Source organism: Achromobacter sp. 46006, from assembly GCF_059761975.1.
In genome coordinates this window covers 18,938-33,707 of the sequence record NZ_JCBANN010000001.1, presented here as the reverse complement: position 1 = coordinate 33,707, position 14,770 = coordinate 18,938, and the positions used below count along the sequence as shown (strand labels likewise).

Here is a 14,770-nt window from a genome sequence, read left to right as displayed (position 1 = left end):
TCATGGAATCCCGCCTTCTCGACATCCTCGTCTGCCCCCTGTGCAAGGGCCGCCTCGAACACGACCGGAACCAGGCCGAACTGGTCTGCCGCGCCGACCGCCTCGCGTTCCCGCTGCGCGACGGCATTCCCGTCATGCTTGAGTCCGAGGCGCGTTCGCTGGACGACGCCCCCGGCGCCGCCTGACCCGCGCCATCGTGAGCTTCATCGCCCTGATCCCGGCGCGTACCGCCTCGACCCGCTTGCCCGACAAGCCGCTTGCCGACATCGCCGGCAAGCCGATGGTGGTGCGCACCGCCGAACGCGCGATGCAATCCGGCGCCGCGCGGGTCTGCATCGCCACCGATGACGCGCGCGTCCAGGACGCCGCGCGGGCCCATGGCCTGAATGCCCTGATGACGCGCGGCGACCACCCCACCGGCACCGACCGGCTGGCCGAGGCCGTCGAGCAGTTGGGCCTGCCGGACGACGCCATCGTGGTCAATGTGCAGGGCGACGAACCGCTGATCGAACCGGAACTCATCGACGCCGTGGCCGCGCGCCTGGCCGACAGCCCGCAAGCGGACATCGCCACCTGTGCCTGTCCGCTGGCGGACGCCGAGGCGCTGTTCAATCCCAACGTGGTCAAGCTGGTCTGCGCCAACGACGGACGGGCGCTGTACTTCTCGCGTGCGCCGATCCCATGGGCGCGCGACGCGCTGGCCGGCGGCGAGCGGGTGCTGGCCGAGGGCCTGCCCGCCTGGCACCACATCGGCCTGTATGCCTACCGCGTGTCGTTCCTGCGCCGCTTCCCGACCTTGCCGCAGGGCGCGCTGGAACGGTTCGAGTCGCTGGAACAGTTGCGCGCCATGGAGCACGGCCACGTCATCGTCGTCCATCAGGCCTCGCATCCTCCGGCCGCCGGCGTAGATACCCCGGCCGACCTGGAACGCGTTCGCTTGATCTACCGCAATCGTCTATAAGGGTTATTTCGCATGGCGCGGCCCCGCAGAGGCTGTTGCGTTGCGGCATAATCGCTCGGATCACAAAAATTAAACCCCATTCAGGAGCACTCATGCGTCTCATCTTGCTCGGACCGCCCGGCGCCGGCAAAGGCACTCAGGCCGCGTTTCTCACCCAGCACTTCGGTATTCCGCAGATTTCCACCGGCGACATGCTGCGGGCCGCAGTCAAGGCTGGCACGCCCCTGGGCATCGAAGCCAAGAAGGTCATGGATGCCGGCGGCCTGGTCTCGGATGAGATCATCATCGGCCTGGTCCAGGACCGCCTGAAGCAGCCCGACTGCGCCAACGGCTACCTGTTCGACGGCTTCCCGCGCACCATCCCGCAGGCCGACGCCCTCAAGAGCGCCGGCGTCAAGCTGGACTACGTGGTCGAGATCGAAGTCCCCGAAGAAGACATCATCGAACGCATGAGCGGCCGCCGCGTGCACCAGCCCAGCGGCCGCAGCTACCACGTGCGCTTCAACCCGCCCAAGGTCGAAGGCAAGGACGACGTCACCGGCGAAGACCTGATCCAGCGCGACGACGACCGCGAGGAAACCGTGCGCCACCGCCTGAACGTGTACCGCGAGCAGACCCGCCCGCTGGTGGACTATTACTCGTCGTGGGCCGAGCAGAGCCCGGCCGACGCGCCGAAGTACCGCAAGATCTCCGGCGTCGGCGCGGTCGAGGAAATCAAGTCGCGCCTGTTCGACGCCGTCAAGAGCTGATCGGCGCTTCGCAGGCCCCGGGCCTTCGGCGCCGGCCGGACGCGCAGCGTTCCGGCCTTGGCCCGAAGGCCTTGTCACATCCGGCGCCCGCCGCGCCGCTTTCATCCCTTGAATTGATCTGGTGGTAGAGACATGGAAATCGCGAACAAGGTATTCATCGTTACCGGTGGCGCATCCGGCCTGGGCGCCGGCACCGTGCGCATGCTGGTGGCCAACGGCGCCAAGGTGGTCATCGCCGACCTGCAGGACGGCCCTGGCGAGGAACTGGCCAAGGAACTGGGCCAGCGTTACGTGCATTGCGACGTGACGCAGGAAGCCGATGGCCAGCGTGTCGTGGCCGCGGCCAAGGAACTTGGCACCCTGTTCGGCCTGGTCAACTGCGCCGGCGTGGCGCCGGCCGCCAAGATCGTCGGCAAGAACGGCGCGCATCCGCTGGACCTGTTCCAGAAGGTCGTGTCGATCAACCTGATCGGCAGCTTCAACATGATGCGCCTGGCCGCCGAGGCCATGAGCGGCAACACGCCCGAGCCCACCGGCGAACGCGGCGTGATGATCAACACGGCCTCGGTCGCCGCGTTCGACGGCCAGATCGGCCAGGCGGCCTACGCCGCCTCCAAGGCCGGGGTGGCCGGCATGACCCTGCCGATCGCCCGCGACCTGGCCAAGACCGGCATCCGCTGCATGACCATCGCCCCCGGCATCTTCGGCACGCCGATGATCTTCGGCATGCCGCAGGAGGTGCAGGACTCGCTGGCCGCCAGCATCCCCTTCCCCGCCCGCCTGGGCCGTCCGGAAGACTACGCCAAGCTGGTGCACGCCATCATCACCAACGACATGCTGAACGGCGAGACCATCCGCCTGGATGGCGCCATCCGCATGCCGCCGAAGTAAAAATGCCCCCACGCTTCGCCCCCTTCGGGGGCTCTCTGCCCCCCGAGGGGGCTTTTTCCCCTTGGGGCGGCCCGGCGGGGAAAATGCCCCCACGCTTCGCCCCCTTCGGGGGCTCTCTGCCCCCCGAGGGGGCTTTTTCCCCTTGGGGCGGCCCGGCGGGGAAAAGCCATCCTTTGAAGCGCCCAGGCATGCAACGGTCCTTCCCTGCGAGGAAGGCAATTTTCCATTGACGGCCGCCCGCCTCCATCCAGTGACCCCATGAGCCTGTTCCGTTCCGCGGCCACCGTCAGCAGCTTCACCCTGCTGTCCCGTATTTCCGGGCTGGTCCGTGACATCCTGGTGGCGCGCGCCTTCGGCGCCGGCCCCATCACCGACGCCTTCTGGGTCGCCTTCCGCATTCCCAACCTGTTGCGCCGGCTATTTGCCGAGGGCGCTTTCGCGCAGGCTTTCGTGCCGATTCTGGGCCATGCGCGCAACAGCCGCTCCGAAGCCGAAGTCCGCACCCTGCTGGACCGCGTCGCGCTGCTGCTGACCCTGGCCTTGATGACGGTCACGCTGGCCGGCATCGTCGCCGCGCCCTGGGTGGTGTCGGCCATGGCCAGCGGCCTGCGCGGCGCGGCGCGCGAAACCGAATTCGGCGCCGCCGTCTGGATGACGCGGATGATGTTCCCCTACATCTTCTGCATGTCGCTGATCGCGTTCGCCTCGGGCGTGCTCAACACCTGGCGGCGCTTCGCGGTGCCGGCATTCACGCCGGTACTGCTGAACCTGTCCATGATCGCCGCCTGCCTCTGGCTGGCGCCGCGCATGGAAGTACCGGTCTATGCGCTGGCGATCGGGGTGATGGCTGGCGGCGTGGCGCAATTGGGGGTGCAATGGGTGGCGCTGGCGCGGCTGGGCCTGACGCCGCGCTTCTCGCTGCGCTTTCGCGAAGCCTGGGCCGACCCGACGGTACAGCGCATCCTCAAACAAATGGCGCCGGCCACGCTGGGCGTGTCGGTGGCGCAGATTTCGCTGCTGATCAACACCAACATCGCCACCTGGCTCACGCCCGGCAGCGTCACCTGGCTGTCGTTCGCCGACCGCCTGATGGAATTCCCGACTGCGCTGCTGGGTGTGGCGCTGGGCACGGTGCTGCTGCCGAGCCTGTCTGCGGCCCACGCCCGCGACGACCGCGGCGGCTACAGCGCGCTGCTGGACTGGGGCCTGCGGCTGGTGCTGCTGCTGGGCCTGCCGGCGGCGGTGGGCATGGCGCTGCTGTCGGATGGCCTGGTGGCCACGCTGTTCCACTACGGCGCATTCTCGGCCCAGGATGTGCTGCAAACGCGGCTGGCCGTGATTTCCTATTCGGCCGGTCTGATCGGCCTGCTGGCGGTGAAGATCCTGGCGCCCGGCTTCTACGCCAGGCAGGACATCCGCACCCCCGTGAAAATCGCCATCGGCGTGCTGGTGCTGACCCAGTTGATGAACCTGGCGCTGGTGCCGCTGCTGGCCCATGCCGGCCTCGCGCTGGCGATCGGGCTGGGCGCTTGCCTGAACGCGCTCGCCCTGCTGATCGGTTTGCGCCGCCGCGGCGTCTACCTGCCCGGCAGCGGCTGGGGCAGTTTCGCGCTACGCTTGATTCCGGCCCTGGCCGCGCTGGCGGCCCTGCTCGTCTACGCCGACGGCCGCATCGACTGGATCGGCCTGCAAGCCCATTCGGGCCTGCGCGCGCTATGGCTGGGCGGGGTGCTGGCAGCCAGCGGCGTGGTCTACTTCGGCATGTTGTTACTATTTGGCTTCCGTCCCCGGGATTTCGGGCGTCGATCGGCCACCTGATTTCAGGCGTTCGCGCCACAATCTTCGTAAAAAAGCCGGCTACCTGCCGGCTTTTTTGCATTTGATTCGTCAAGAATTGACAAGCACCCGGTAATCTTTGGTAAAAAACCTTTATTATTTACAAATTGCCATCGAAAGGACTCCCGCCTGGCCCCCGCCAGGCGGCGTGATGAAGTGAAGTACGCCCAAGGACAACCCATGGCGGACCAAGTAATCAACTGGTTGCTGCTGCTGCGCTCAGGTAAGGCGACAGCGCAGGACTACAACGATTTCCTGGCGTGGCGCGCGGCCGACCCTCTGCATGAGAACGCCTGGCAGCAATTGACGGGCACGCTGACGGGGTCGAACTTCGGCCGGTTGGGCGATGCCTATCCGGCCGGCTACGCCACGAACGCTGCTCCGCCACCGCTGATTCCCCCGCCGCCGGCTGCCATGGCCGCCGGCGTGCCGCCGCGCCGCCGTTTTTTGGCGGGCTCGCTGGCGCTCGCTAGCGCGGGCGCCTGCGCCGCCTATGTGGGCAACGCCTTTTATCCCTTGAGCAACGTCGCGGCCGATGCCGCCACCGCCACCGGCGAACGCCGCCGCTACATCCTGTCCGATGGCAGCCAATTGCTGTTGGACGCGCGCAGTCGCGTCAATCTGGACTTCACGCCTGCCTACCGGCAGGTGCGGCTGCTGGATGGCGCCGTCACGGTTTCGGTAGCGCCCGATGCGCGCCGGCCTTTCCTGGTACAAACCGCCGAAGGCACCGTGCGCGCCCTGGGCACCCGCTACATGGTGCGCCAGCAGGCGCAGCGCACGGTCGTGGTGGTGCATGAGCACGAGGTCGTGGTGGAAACCATGGCTGGCGCCCACGGAATCGTGCGCGCCGGCACTGGCGCGCGTTTCGACGCCTCGCGCATCGACACCCCCCGCGCCGAGCTGATGGCCGAGGCCGCCTGGGAATCCGGCTGGGTCGATGCCCGCGGCCGGCCCCTGGCGGAAGTCATCGCCGCCCTGCGCCCCTACCGCAGCGGCACCCTGCGCGTCTCCATGGCGGCCGGCGGCCTGCCGGTATCCGGCCACTTTCCGCTGGACGATACCGACGCCGCCCTCGACGCGCTGCGGGCCACCATGCCGATCCAGGTGCGGCGCTACACTCCGTGGTTCGTCTCGATCAACGTCGCGACCTGACCACGCCCGCTGGCGAGTTACAGCGCAGCGCTGTAACGAAAAGCGGCTTCGTTGTATACTAGACACCATATTTTTATCCAGTAGGCGCGGCAGGAACGCCACTGGGCCGCCAACGGGCGTTTTTCCTTGACGCCACGAGATTGCGGCCCGGTTACCCCGGTCCCCGCGGAACCGCCACCGCAGCTTCCGCGGTCCCAACGGTTTCCCGCAGGGTTTTCCCGCAGCGCCCCCCGCCCGGTTGACGGGCGCTCCATCGGCAGACACGGCATTTAAAGCTTGCAATCCCCCGGGGACTTGCTAAAATGTTCGACTTTGCCGAATTCAACTTACATAGCAACATGGCCAATACCGCCCAAGCCCGCAAGCGCGCTCGCCAATCCGTTGAGCGCAACAAGCACAATTCCAGCCTGCGCTCGATGCTGCGCACCGCCATCAAGCGCGTTCGCCAATCCATCGCCGCTGGCGACAAGGCTGCGGCTGGCGAAGTGTTCCAAAAGGCCTCCAGCGTGATCGATCGCGTGGCCGACAAGAACATCATCCACAAGAACAAGGCCGCTCGCCACAAGAGCCGCCTGGCCGCCGCCATCAAGGCGCTGGCCTAAGCCATTCTGCCGCTCCGCCAGGCGGAGCGTCATGAATACGGCAAATGAAGAAGGATGCCCACGGGCATCCTTTTTTGTTGCCCACGCCACGGCCAACGGGCGCGTCCGCCGTCAATCCTTGCGGGCCGCGAGCCGGGCGCCGACCTGCGCCGCCTCGTCGCGCAGCATGGCGGTGAAGGGATCCACCAGCGGGTTCTTGGGGCGATGTTCCGGGAACACCAGATTGACACGGAATGGAAACGACCGCCGCAACGGCCGAAGGTGCAGGCCGCGCCCGCTGAAATCGAGCGCGGTCAGCGGATTGACGATGGCCAGGCCCAACCCCTGGCGCACGAAAGCGCACACCGACACCGCCGTTGGCGTTTCGATGATGGCGCGCCGCAACACCCCCTGCGCCGCGAAGGCCTCGTCGATCTGGATACGGTAGGGATCGCTGGACGACAGGCTGATGAACGGTTCGCCGGCGAAATCCGCCAGGTCGAGGGCCTGCCGCGCCAGCAACGGGTGGCCATCGGGCAGCACGGCGACCTCGTCCACTTCGATCAGCAGTTCCAGCCGGGTGCCGGCCGGCTCCAGTTCGTGCTCGGTCAGCCCAAGATCGTAGCGCTGGGCCGTGAGCCATTCCTCCAGGAACGGCGACTCCTGCGCCTCCAATGCCAGGCTTACGCCCGGGTGCGCCTGGCTGAACCGGCGGAACGCGCCCGGCAGCAGCGAGTGCGAGAACGCCGGCAGCGCGATCACGGCCAACTGGCCGCCCTGGAATGCGCGCAGGCGGGCGGCAGTGGAAGCCACCCGTTCCAGCCCGGCGTACGACTGCCGCACCTCGTCATACAGCGCCAGGGCCGGCATGGTGGGCCGCAAGCGGCCTCGCACGCGTTCGAACAGGGCGAAGCCGATAGCCTGTTCCATGCGCGCCAGTTCGCGGCTGACCGTGGGCTGCGAAGTGAACAGCAGCTCGGCCGCCTTGGTGACACTGCCGGCGATCATCAGCGCGCGGAATACTTCGATATGCCGGTGGGTCAGCATGCCAAGTCCATATCAGGAATGAATCGATATCGAAAATCCAGGCATTTTACTGGATAGCCTGATTGGGGCATGATCGCGGCCTGATTTCCGTTTCGCACACCCGCTTCCCCACAAGGTTTCCCAATGGCTTTCGATCCGCGCCAGCTCACCCAACTCGCCGCCGAGCACGGCACCCCGCTGTGGGTCTACGATGCCGCCGTCATCCGCGAGCGCATCGCCCAACTGCGCCGCTTCGACGTGATCCGCTATGCCCAGAAGGCCTGCTCCAACCTGCACATCCTGCGCCTGATGCGCGCCGAGGGCGTGATGGTGGATGCGGTGTCGCTGGGCGAGATCGAACGCAGCCTGGCGGCCGGTTTCGAGCCCGCGGGCGAACCGGCCGGCGTGGTGTTCACCGCCGACCTGATCGACCATGCCACGATGGCCACGGTCATCAAGCACGGCATCACCGTCAATGCCGGCTCGCTCGACATGCTCGAACGCGTCGGCCAGCAGGCGCCGGGCCACCGCGTCTGGCTGCGCATCAACCCCGGTTTCGGCCACGGCCACAGCAACAAGACCAATACCGGCGGCCCGCAAAGCAAGCATGGCATCTGGATCGACGACGTGGCCGAGGCCATCGCCATCGTGCGCCGCCATGGCCTGAAGCTGGTCGGCATCCACATGCACATCGGATCGGGCGTGGACTATGGCCACCTGTCCAGCGTGTGCGACGCGATGGTGGCGGTGGTGGCTTCGCTGGGTCATGACATCGAGGCCATCTCGGCCGGCGGCGGCCTGTCGATTCCGTATCGCGAGGGCGAGCCGCGCATCGACTGCGACCACTATTTCGCCCAATGGGATGCCGCTCGCAAGCGCATCGAGCAACACCTGGGGCACGCGGTGCGGCTCGAGATCGAACCGGGCCGCTTCCTGGTGGCCGAAGCCGGCGCGCTGGTGACCGAAGTGCATGCCATCAACCGCCGCCCCGAGCGCGACTTCGCGCTGGTCGACGCCGGCTTCAACGACCTGATGCGTCCGGCCATGTACGGCAGCTATCACCGCATCTCGGTGCATGCGCCGGACGGCGCCACCCCGCCGACGGCCGAGACCCGCATCGCCGTGGCCGGCCCGCTGTGCGAGTCGGGCGACGTGTTCACGCAGGATGCCGGCGGCGTGGTTTCCGATCAGCCGCTGCCGCGGCCACGGATCGGCGACTTCCTGGTCCTGCACAACGCCGGCGCCTATGGCGCGTCGATGTCCTCGAACTACAACACGCGGCCGCTGGCGGCCGAGGTGCTGCTGGACGGGAATGCGGCCCGCCTGATCCGCCGCCGCCAGACCGTGGCCGACCTGCTGGCGCTGGAGCAATGACACCCCCAGGGCGCCGGGCAATCAGGTGGGAAAGGCCTCGCGCAAGGCAAAAGTGGCCTGCTTGAACACGCCCAGGTCGGTGCCGACCGCGACGAAGTGCATGCCCATGTCCAGATAGCGGCGCGCGTCGGCCGCCACCGGCGCCAGGATGCCGACCGCCTTGCCCTGCGCGCTGATGCGCTGGTACAGGTGCCGGATCGCTTCCTGCACTTCCGGATGCGCGGGGTTGCCCAGGTGGCCCAAGGCCGCGGCCAGGTCCGACGGGCCGATGAAGACCCCATCCACGCCTTCGACCGCGGCGATCTCGTCAACCGCCTCGATGCCCGCGCGGCTTTCGATCTGCAGCAGCACGCAGATGTTGTCGTTGATGGTCTTGAGGTAATCCGGCACGGTGCCATAGCGGTTGCTGCGCTGCATGCCGGCCACGCCGCGCATGCCCTGCGGCGGATAGCGGGTCGCGGCCACGGCGCGGCGCGCGTCGTCCTCGGATTCGATGAACGGAATCAGCAGGTTGTAGAAACCGATGTCGAGCAGGCGCTTGATCTCGACCGGGTCGTTCCAGGTCGGCCGGCCGATGGCGGCGCTGGCGCTGCCCTGCAGGGCCTGCAGTTGCTGCAGGAACATCGGCACGGTATTGGGCGAATGCTCGCCGTCCAGCAGTAGCCAATCGAAGTCGGCCAGGCCCGCCAGCTCCGCGGTGATGTGGCTGGACATGCACATCCAGAAGCCGATCAGGCGTTCGCGGGCCAGGATGCGTTGGCGAAAGCGGTTGGGCAAGGGTGAAGTCATTGCTGCGTCATTCCCATCGAATGGCGGCCCCGGGCGCACGGGGCCATGGATAGCGGAAGGCGGGATCGCGCCGACGCCTCGAGCAGTGCCAGACCACCCGCGGCGCCTGTCAACCGAACATGGACGCTAGTCCATGCGGGCCCCCGATGCCTTGACCGCCCCGCCCCACTTGGCGATTTCGGATTGGACGAAGGCCGAGAACGCCTTGGGATCGTTGCCCACCACCACGAAGCCTACGCTTTCCAGCTTCTGGCGGATATCCGGCGAAGCCAGGGCCTTGACAGTGGCCTGGTTCAGCCGCTGGATAATGGCCGGCGGCGTCTTGGCGGGCGCGGACAGACCGAACCAGGATTCGGCGGCAAAACCCGGATAGCCGGACTCCGCCACCGTCGGCGTGTCCGGATAGGCCGGATTGCGCTTGGCGCTGGCCACCGCCAGGGCCCGCAGCTTGCCGGACTTGACCTGCGGCAGCAACGTATCCTGGTTCAGGAACATCACCGACACGCGCCCGCCGATCATGTCGGTGATGGCCGCGGCGCCGCCCTTGTAGGGCACGTGCACCAGATCGATCTTGGCGGCCTGCTTGAGCATCTCCATGGCCAGGTGGCCGGACGACCCGTTGCCCGAGCTGGCATGGGTGTACTTGCCCGGATTGGCGCGCACCAGCTTGATGAAGTCGGCGAAGTTGGTGGCCGGAAAATCCATGTTGGCCACCAGCACGTTGGGACCGGTGGCCAGCAGCGAGATGTGGGCGAAGTCGCTGTCGCGGTACGGCATGTTCTGGTAGAGCGAATAGCTGATGGCGTTCGAGCCCACGCCCGACAGCAGCAGCGTGTAGCCGTCGGGCTCGGCCTTGGCGACCACGTCGGAACCGATATTGCCGTTGGCGCCTCCCTTGTTCTCCACCACCACGCTCTGGCCCAGTTCCTTGGACAGTTCAGCGGCCAGCAGGCGCCCGACCGCATCGGTGCTGCCACCGGCCGGGAACGGCACGATCAGCTTGACCGGCCGCGCCGGCCAGTCCTGCGCCAGCAGCAGCCCCGGGGCCAGGGCGGCGGCCGCGCCCAGCGCGAGGGCGGCCAGCCCGAGGCGGCGGCGTCCCGGCGATGTCTTGTATTGCATGGTTGTCTCCTTGTCGTGTTTTTCTAATGCTTGCCGCCCGGCGGCCGGGTCGGCGGATGACCGCGTGGCGCAAGCCGCGCGGCGGGAAAACCTCATGCGGCCAGACGGCCCGCTCAATCCAGCAGGTACGGCACCGCGGCGCGCTGGCAGATCTCGCGCAGGCGCGTGGCCAGGGCCGGCGAAATCGGAATGCCCTCGGTCCGGCGCCGCGCCCGCTCGGCGGCCTCGGGTTCGCCGGCCACCAGCACCGGCTCGTCGGGCCGCGCGGGCGGCGTGTCGTGCAAGGTGTCGATCAGGTCGTCCATGTCCGACTCGAACGAACCGCTGGCGCGGAACGCATCGGGATTGAGCGCCAGGAAGAAATGGCCGACATCGTCGGGTTCGCCGGGACGCCGCGTGACGTTGCGCCGCGCCGCCAGCGCACTGCCGCTGAGCGTGCCGCCCAGGATCTGCGCCATCATCGCCAGGCCGTAGCCCTTGTGGCTGCTCATCGCCGCCGTGCCGCCCAGCGGCGTGAGGCCGCCCTCGGGATGCTTGAAGATGAACTGCATGGCGGCATCGGCCGCGGTGACCGGCTCGCCCTGCCCGTCCACCGCCCAGCCCGGCGGCAGCGGCTTGCCGAGAAAGTCGTAGACCTTGACCTTGTTGGCCGCAACCGTGGTGGTGGCCATGTCGAGCACGAACGGCTCGTTGTGGGCGGCCGGCGCGCCAAAGGCGATGGGGTTGGTGCCCAGCATGGGCATGGCACCGCGCGTGGGCACCATGATGACGCCATTGGCGCTGCTGGTGACCAGCCCGACCACGCCGCGCTCGACCGCGATGCGCGCATAGACGCCGGCCGCGCCGAAGTGATGCGAATTGCACACCGACACCGCGCCCACGCCGTGTTCCAGCGCCTTGTCGACGGCCAGGTTCATGGCCTGCGCCGATACCGGATAGCCCAGTCCGCCCATGCCGTCCAGCAGCGCACTGGCGCCGCCATCGCGCACCAGGCGCGGCCGCGCGTCGAGCTTGAGCGTGCCGGCGCGCAGCTTTTCCTCGTATGACGGCAGCATCGAGATGCCGTGCGAATCGATGCCCAGCAGATCCGTCTCGGCCATCAGGCCGGCGGTGATCGCCGCCAGGTCGGGCGCCATGCCCCAGGCCTGCAACACGATCAGAATCTGCTCACGCACCTGCCCCGCCGATGCCGCTGTCCCTGCCGAACCCTTGCCTTGCACGCGATGTCTCCTGCTGTTGTCGGTGTGTCGTCCTGGACGCCGCGCGGGCCGGTCAATCGCGTTCGCGGTCGACCAACCGGTGGCGCGCCTGCCCCAGGTGGAATTGCATGGCGACCCGGGCGCGCTCGCCGTCCTGGGCGCGGATCGCGTCGAGAATGGTGGCGTGCTCGTCCAGGACGCGCTGGGCGCGCTGGCGCGACCCGGTGCGGGTCAGGTTGAGCGTCAGGCGCATGAAACCATGGATGGACTCGTGGATGCTTTCCAGCACCCCGAGGTAAAAGTCGTTGCCGGTGGCCTCTGTGATGCTGGCGTGGAACGCCAGATCGGCTTCGGCCGACATCTGGCCGCGCGCCAGGCTGTCGGCGAAGGCGGCGTGCGCGGCCTCGATCTTGTGCAGTTGCTCGTCAGTGCGGCGCAGCGCCGCCAGCCGCGCGGCGTCGCCTTCGAGCGCCACGCGCAGTTCCTGTGCGCGCAGGTAGGCGCCGACATTGCCGACGTCGCTGAAGGCGGTCAGGCGCGGCGCCGGCTGGTGGCTGACGAAGGTGCCCAGGCCCTGGTGCGCGGTGATGAGGCCATCGGCGCGCAGGCGCAGCAGCGCCTCGCGCACCACCGGCCGCGACACGCCGAAGCGTTCGGAGATGTCGTTCTCGGAAGGAAGCTTGTCGCCCACGTTGAGATTGCCGGCGACGATCTGCTCGAAGATCTGGCCGTACAACTGGTCTGCCAGGCGGACGCGGTGGCCGCGTTCCAGCACCAGCGCGCCCATGGCGTCCGGCTCGGCGGACGCGGGCGGCGTGGACGGGGGCGATGCTTTGGATCGGGCCACGAAATCTCCTGGGGCGTATCGACAGCGCTCATCGTACCGTCAATGCCGCGCGCACAGCCATCAGGCGGCAACGGCTTCGCGGTCCCAGGCAGCCAGGGCGCGCGCGACCGGCGCCACACGCTCGCGCTCGGCGCTGGAAATGCCGGTCAGCAACGGCAGCATCGGCCCCATGTCGGCCACGCCGGACAGCGTGACGGCATCGTGCAACACGCGGATCGGGCTGATCGCGTCACGGCAATCCTCCAGGCCCAGGTATTGGGCGCGCACCGCCTCGGCCTCGTCGTAGCGGCCTTCCTTGAGCAGTTGCAGCAGCCGCATCGAGCCGCGCGGAGCCACGCAAACCGAGCCCGAGGTGAAGCTCTTCAGGCCGAAGTCGCGGTAGTGGACGATGGCCGGGCGTTCGCCTATGCCGCTGACCACGCGGTTGCCGTCGATGCTTTGCAGCAGCGCCGACAGGTAGGCGTCGCCCGCCGGGTCCTCGCGCACCACGGCGTACTTGAACGCAACGATGCGGCCTTCTTCGACCAGCCGCGCGGCCGTGGCCGGCGCCAGGTAATCGGCCGCTTTGATGTAGACCACCGCCGGCTTGCCCAGCGCGTCGGTGAAACGGCGCACGCCCTCGGCCAGGCCAGCGTCGGTATAGGGGAACGACATCGGCAGCAGCATGGCCGTCGGAAACGCGCGGCTACGCAGGATCGCCGCCTGGTCCATCATCTTGCCGAAATCCGGGCCGACCGACGGCAGGATCCAGGTGTCCGGCCCGGCCAGCGACGCCAGCAGGTCGACGATGCGCGCGTACTCGCCCACGCCGACGTTGTAGAAATTGGCATTGCCGCCGTACATCACATTGCGTACCCCGCCCGCCTCCAGGTGCCGCAGCAGGGCCTGGTTGGCGCCCTCGTTCAATGACAGGTCGGCATGCCGCGCCAGCGGCGGCACCGCGATGACGGAGCGCTGCAGGTCCTGGACGGTGACCGGGGAGGTTTTCATGGCGGGTCTCCTGGCGGATCCTGCGGGCGGGATCCAGTTGTTAGATGAGTGCGTCGCAAAAAGTATACTTGGTTGACAAGTAGACCCTCAATACCTATATTCGTTTTACAAGTCATCGGTATCACGACGGCAAGGCGCGACAGACGCCGGCAGCATTCAGTTGCGGGCTCCGGCCCGGCAGGAACACCCCACAAACGATGCGCGGCCACGCGCACACGAGGAGACGACTTCCATGCTTGCAGCCCCCTTGCGCGGCCGCCTGGCCCTTGCCGCCTGCCTGGCGGCGGCAGCCCTGCTGCCCTGCGGCGCCGCGCGCGCCGCCGACTACCCGGCGCGCGACGTCAGGATCATCGTGCCCTTCCCCGCCGGCGGCACCGCCGACATCGCCGCGCGCGTGGTCGCCGCCGAACTGGGCAAGGCCTGGGGCAAGGCCGTGGTGGTGGACAACAAGGCAGGCGCCGGCGGCAACGTCGGCACCGCCGAAGCCGCCCGCGCCACGCCCGACGGCTACACCCTGCTGATGGGCACCGTCAGCACTCACGCCATCAACCAGTCCGTCTACGCCAAGCTGCCCTACGACCCGGTCAAGGACTTCACGCCGGTCACGCTGGTGATCCCGGTGCCCAACGTGCTGGAACTGAATCCCGCCTTCGCCGACAAGCATGGCATCCGCAACGTGGCGGACCTGATCAAGTACCTGAAGGCCAACCCCGGCAGCGTCAACATGGCTTCGACCGGCAATGGCACCTCGACGCACCTTTCCGGCGAGCTGTTCCAGACCATGACCGGCACGCGCATGACCCACGTGCCCTACAAGGGCAGCAGCCCGGCGCTGACCGACGTGATGGCCGGTTCGGCCGACCTGATCTTCGACAACTTGCCATCGTCGATGGGCTTTATCAAAGGCGGCAAACTGCGGCCGCTGGCGGTCACCACCAGCACGCGCTCGCCGGCGCTGCCGGACGTGCCGACGCTGGCCGAGGCCGGCGTGGCCGGCTACGAGGCCTCGAGCTGGTTCGGCCTGCTGGCGCCGGCCGGCACGCCACGCGAGATCGTCGACAAGATCCAGCGCGACGCCGCCGCGGCGCTGCAACAGGCGCCAGTGCGCCAGCAGTTGCAGGCCCAGGGCGCCACGCCGTCGGGCAATACGCCAGCACAGTTCACCGAGTTCATGGCGCGGGAAACCGTCAAGTGGGCCGCGGTGGTGAAGCAATCGGGCGCCAAGGTCGACTGACCCGCGCCGGCCAGGG

15 protein-coding genes are annotated in these 14,770 nt (G+C 68.0%); 9 read left to right on the top strand and 6 right to left on the bottom strand.

What is annotated here, in order from left to right:
* The first annotated feature begins 2 nt into the window (after positions 1–2).
* The 7 genes from AC6LKG_RS00175 to rpsT all read left to right on the top strand — a co-directional run bounded on the left by AC6LKG_RS00175 (position 3) and on the right by rpsT (position 6,194).
* On the top strand, positions 3–185 hold the full coding sequence (locus AC6LKG_RS00175) for a Trm112 family protein (protein ID WP_498161816.1): 183 nt from the start codon (positions 3–5) through the stop codon (positions 183–185).
* Between the two features lie 11 nt (positions 186–196).
* On the top strand, positions 197–961 hold the full coding sequence (gene kdsB / locus AC6LKG_RS00170; RefSeq protein WP_498161815.1) for a 3-deoxy-manno-octulosonate cytidylyltransferase: 765 nt from the start codon (positions 197–199) through the stop codon (positions 959–961).
* Between the two features lie 92 nt (positions 962–1,053).
* Positions 1,054–1,710, top strand: a complete 657-nt coding sequence (gene adk / locus AC6LKG_RS00165) for an adenylate kinase (RefSeq protein WP_498161813.1) — start codon at positions 1,054–1,056, stop codon at positions 1,708–1,710.
* A 132-nt stretch (positions 1,711–1,842) separates the two neighbouring features.
* A complete protein-coding gene (locus AC6LKG_RS00160) occupies positions 1,843–2,601 on the top strand; it encodes a 3-hydroxyacyl-CoA dehydrogenase (RefSeq protein WP_498161812.1) in 759 nt (252 codons plus the stop codon).
* Between the two features lie 258 nt (positions 2,602–2,859).
* Positions 2,860–4,419, top strand: a complete 1,560-nt coding sequence (gene murJ / locus AC6LKG_RS00155) for a murein biosynthesis integral membrane protein MurJ (protein WP_498161810.1) — start codon at positions 2,860–2,862, stop codon at positions 4,417–4,419.
* A 198-nt stretch (positions 4,420–4,617) separates the two neighbouring features.
* Positions 4,618–5,592 carry a FecR domain-containing protein gene (locus AC6LKG_RS00150; RefSeq protein ID WP_498161809.1) on the top strand — a complete coding sequence of 325 codons (975 nt, stop codon included), beginning with the start codon at positions 4,618–4,620 and terminating at the stop codon, positions 5,590–5,592.
* Positions 5,593–5,930: 338 nt separating this feature from the next.
* Complete coding sequence (rpsT, locus tag AC6LKG_RS00145; protein ID WP_006396042.1) at positions 5,931–6,194, top strand: 30S ribosomal protein S20; 264 nt, start codon at positions 5,931–5,933, stop codon at positions 6,192–6,194.
* Positions 6,195–6,305: 111 nt separating this feature from the next.
* Here the strand turns inward: rpsT and AC6LKG_RS00140 are convergent, their stop codons facing one another.
* Positions 6,306–7,220, bottom strand: coding sequence for a LysR family transcriptional regulator (locus tag AC6LKG_RS00140; protein WP_498161808.1), 915 nt, complete (start codon positions 7,218–7,220; stop codon positions 6,306–6,308).
* Positions 7,221–7,343: 123 nt separating this feature from the next.
* On the opposite strand from AC6LKG_RS00140, the gene lysA reads away from it, so the two are divergent.
* Positions 7,344–8,573 carry a diaminopimelate decarboxylase gene (gene lysA, locus AC6LKG_RS00135; protein WP_498161806.1) on the top strand — a complete coding sequence of 410 codons (1,230 nt, stop codon included), beginning with the start codon at positions 7,344–7,346 and terminating at the stop codon, positions 8,571–8,573.
* A 21-nt stretch (positions 8,574–8,594) separates the two neighbouring features.
* Here the strand turns inward: lysA and garL are convergent, their stop codons facing one another.
* From garL to AC6LKG_RS00110, 5 genes are all read right to left on the bottom strand, one after another.
* Positions 8,595–9,362 carry a 2-dehydro-3-deoxyglucarate aldolase gene (gene garL, locus AC6LKG_RS00130; RefSeq protein ID WP_498161804.1) on the bottom strand — a complete coding sequence of 256 codons (768 nt, stop codon included), beginning with the start codon at positions 9,360–9,362 and terminating at the stop codon, positions 8,595–8,597.
* Between the two features lie 126 nt (positions 9,363–9,488).
* Positions 9,489–10,484, bottom strand: a complete 996-nt coding sequence (locus AC6LKG_RS00125; RefSeq protein WP_498161802.1) for a Bug family tripartite tricarboxylate transporter substrate binding protein — start codon at positions 10,482–10,484, stop codon at positions 9,489–9,491.
* A 113-nt stretch (positions 10,485–10,597) separates the two neighbouring features.
* Positions 10,598–11,704 carry an Ldh family oxidoreductase gene (locus tag AC6LKG_RS00120; RefSeq protein ID WP_498161800.1) on the bottom strand — a complete coding sequence of 369 codons (1,107 nt, stop codon included), beginning with the start codon at positions 11,702–11,704 and terminating at the stop codon, positions 10,598–10,600.
* Between the two features lie 52 nt (positions 11,705–11,756).
* Positions 11,757–12,470, bottom strand: a complete 714-nt coding sequence (locus AC6LKG_RS00115; protein WP_498162124.1) for a FadR/GntR family transcriptional regulator — start codon at positions 12,468–12,470, stop codon at positions 11,757–11,759.
* A 120-nt stretch (positions 12,471–12,590) separates the two neighbouring features.
* Positions 12,591–13,520 (bottom strand): dihydrodipicolinate synthase family protein, encoded by a 930-nt coding sequence (locus AC6LKG_RS00110; protein WP_498161799.1) that lies wholly within the window; start codon positions 13,518–13,520, stop codon positions 12,591–12,593.
* A gap of 232 nt (positions 13,521–13,752) precedes the next feature.
* Between AC6LKG_RS00110 and AC6LKG_RS00105 the strand changes: the two genes are divergently transcribed.
* A complete protein-coding gene (locus AC6LKG_RS00105) occupies positions 13,753–14,754 on the top strand; it encodes a Bug family tripartite tricarboxylate transporter substrate binding protein (protein ID WP_498161797.1) in 1,002 nt (333 codons plus the stop codon).
* The last annotated feature ends 16 nt before the right edge of the window (positions 14,755–14,770 follow it).